Source organism: Hyalangium sp. (assembly GCF_035629615.1).
In the GTDB taxonomy this organism is placed as follows: Bacteria; Myxococcota; Myxococcia; order Myxococcales; family Myxococcaceae; genus Hyalangium.
Genome location: NZ_DASPHO010000380.1, coordinates 1 through 2,817, shown reverse-complemented (window position 1 = coordinate 2,817; position 2,817 = coordinate 1). Strand labels below are relative to the sequence as shown.

Here is a 2,817-nt window from a genome sequence, read left to right as displayed (position 1 = left end):
CCGCCGCCGCCGGGCCGGAAGAACGACAAGATCGTCCTGGACTTCTGGGACTACCAGGCGCGCGTGGAGCAGGAACTGGGCGACGGGAGGCTGCGCCTGTTCGCGTTCGGCTCCTCGGACACGTTCGGCACGCGGGCGCAGGACGCGCTGGGCACCACGGCGCTGCAGACCATCCTCTTCCACCGGCTGGACCTCCGGGACCGTCGGCCCGTAGGGCCCGGTGAGCTGGAGACAGGGGTGACGTGGGGATTTGATCGGCTCTCGGTGGTCAGCGAGACCACCGGAGACGAGACGGGCTTCCACATCGATCAGGGGACGCTGGCGGTGCGGGCGGCCTACGAGGCGAGGCTCTCCGAGCGGCTGTTCCTGCGCAGTGGCGCGGATATCGATCGCAAGGTCGCGGATGTCTCGCTCTCCACGGTGGAGGACCCGTTCGATGGCGGCGGCAGCACCGAGGTGAGCTTCAACGCCCTGGCGGTCGGGGTCTTCGCGGGGGCGTGGGGGGAGCTGCTGTGGCAGCCGGACGACCGGTGGATGGTGGTGCCAGGCCTGCGCGTGGACAACTACCACCTGACGGGCGGCATCAACCACGTCGCGATCGAGCCGCGGCTCACCGCGCGCTACAAGCTCCGCGAGGATCTGACGCTCAAGGCCGGCGCGGGCCTGTTCCACCAGGCGCCCACCACGCTCATCAGCATCCCGGTGGTGGACATCGCGGGGCTCGATCAAGGGTTGCAGGAGGCGCTCCAGTTCTCCGTGGGAGCGGAGTGGAAGGCTCCGAGGTCCTTCGAGGTGGGCCTGGACTTCTATGTCAACCCGATGGTGCGCACCGTGGAACTCACGCCCTTCGCGGACGAGACCCTCACCGACGACGTGGATGACACCTCCCCGGTCACCGGGCCGGAGGGGTGGCCCCGGTCACGGGTGCAGGCCATGCAAGTCGAAGAGGAGCGGCCGGAGCTGCCGAACCTGGCCAGCCACGGCCTGGCGTACGGCATGGAGCTGCTGCTCCGTCGCCCGCTGGGAGGAAACTGGTTCGGCTGGCTCTCGTACTCGCTGCAGCGCAGCACGCGGTACACGCGCTTCATCCGCTACAATGATTTTGGGGAGCCCATCAACGTCGACGCGAAGAACCTGCCCTTCGTGTTCGACCAGACGCACATCCTCAACCTCGTCATCAGCTACAAGTTCGCCAACAACATCACGCTGGGCGGGGTGCTGCACTTCAACACGGGACGTCCGGAGACAGGGCTCGGCGGCCAGACCCAGCGCGAGGGCCTCCGGAGGTCCCCGGATGGCGCCACGTTCCCCGACTGGATCCCGGTGGATCGAGACCAGGTGGATCGGCTGCCGGCCTTCTTCCGCTTCGACGTGCGGCTGTCGAAGGCGTGGGCCTACGAGACGTTCGCGCTCGAGGTGTACCTGGACATGCTGAACGTGAGCATCAGCAAGGAGGTGGTCGGGTTCAACTACAGCAGCTTCGGTCCCACGGGCTCGCAGCTGACGAAGGAGCCGATCGGGCTCCCCGTCGTGCTGCCCATCATGGGGCTGAAGGGGCGCTACTGAGCCACGGCCTGGACGGCGGAGGCGGCGCGCAGGGTGAAGAAGGCCACCTCTGGCTCGGTGCCGCGCCGGAGGTACGGCCCGCCGAAGCCGAAGCCCAGCCCCTGGTTCACGTAGAGCTGGTTGCCCCGCACCGTGTAATGCCCGCGGATGTAGGGCTGGCCGGCGCGGCGGAAGAGGGCCTCGGTGAGGCCGCGCACCCAGAACTGGCCGCCGTGCGTGTGCCCGGAGAACTGCACCAGCCCTGCGTAGGCCGGCAGCTTCTCCACCGTGGGCGGCGTGTGCGCCAGCACCAGCCGCGTGCCAGAGGTGGGCGCGCCCCGGAAGGTGGACTCCACGTCATCGCGCCCGGTGCGCCCATCGTCCACGCCCAGGATGGCCGCGGGAGCTCCGCGCACGTGCACCGTCCGGTGCTCGTTCTGCAGCACCGTGTAGCCCAGCCGCTCGAAGCCCTCGCGCAGGTAGGGCGCGTTCACCCAGTGGTCATGGTTGCCCAGCACCACGAAGACAGGGCCGGTGAGCCCTGAGAGCACCTCGCGCACGCGTGGCAGCGGCTTGGGGCTGTGCGTCACGTAGTCGCCCGTGAGGAACACCAGGTCCGGCGCCGAGGCGTTCACCGCCATCACCGCGCGGCGGATGCGCACATCCGAGGTGGCCTGCCCCACGTGGATGTCCGAGAGCTGGGCCACGCGCAGCCCGTCATGGGCCGGGTGCAGCCCGGGCACATGGAGCTCGTACTCGTTGAGCGCGAAGTGATCGCGCCAGCGCAGCCGGAGCTCGGAGCGGAGCGGATCCTCCTCACCCCTCGCCACCACCTCATTCCGGGCCAGGGCCAGGCGGCTGCGACCCTTCGCGACAGGCGCCGGGCTCGCGGCGCGGAGAGCGAGGCGTCGGGAGAGTCTCAGGCGCATGCGGTTCCTTCCGGGGGCGGTGTAGAGCTGCGGATTCTAGAGAAGAGATCCCACATGAATGAAGGTGGGGGAACGGACCCGCTTACCCCACGAGCATCCAGAGCGTCGGTGGAGAAAAAGTCCGAAGCCCCTATGGAAATTCCTTCGCCGCGCGCTCGCTGGTGCCCCTGGGCTGCTCGACTTGAGGGGGGGCAGGCAGGAAGGCGACGCCAAAGCAAACAGGGGAGGGTGTGTGTGGACACCCTCCCCCGCCGTCTTCCTGTGAGGAATGCCTGGCTCAGTGGCCGCGCAGCACGGTGAGCCCCGCATCCGTGAGGACGTAGAGCATCGCCGGGCGCACCGT

The 2,817-nt window shown here is 68.8% G+C and carries 2 protein-coding genes; one reads left to right on the top strand and one right to left on the bottom strand.

Annotated features, from left to right (window positions below):
* Window positions 1-1,566 (top strand): TonB-dependent receptor (locus VD972_RS19355; protein WP_324989108.1); only part of this gene is annotated, 1,566 nt, incomplete at its 5' end.
* On the opposite strand, the gene VD972_RS19350 is transcribed toward VD972_RS19355, so the two are convergent.
* Window positions 1,560-2,474, bottom strand: a complete 915-nt coding sequence (locus VD972_RS19350; RefSeq protein ID WP_324989106.1) for a metallophosphoesterase — start codon at window positions 2,472-2,474, stop codon at window positions 1,560-1,562. The two genes, VD972_RS19355 and VD972_RS19350, sit on opposite strands and share 7 nt — an antisense overlap.
* Window positions 2,475-2,817: the final 343 nt, after the last annotated feature.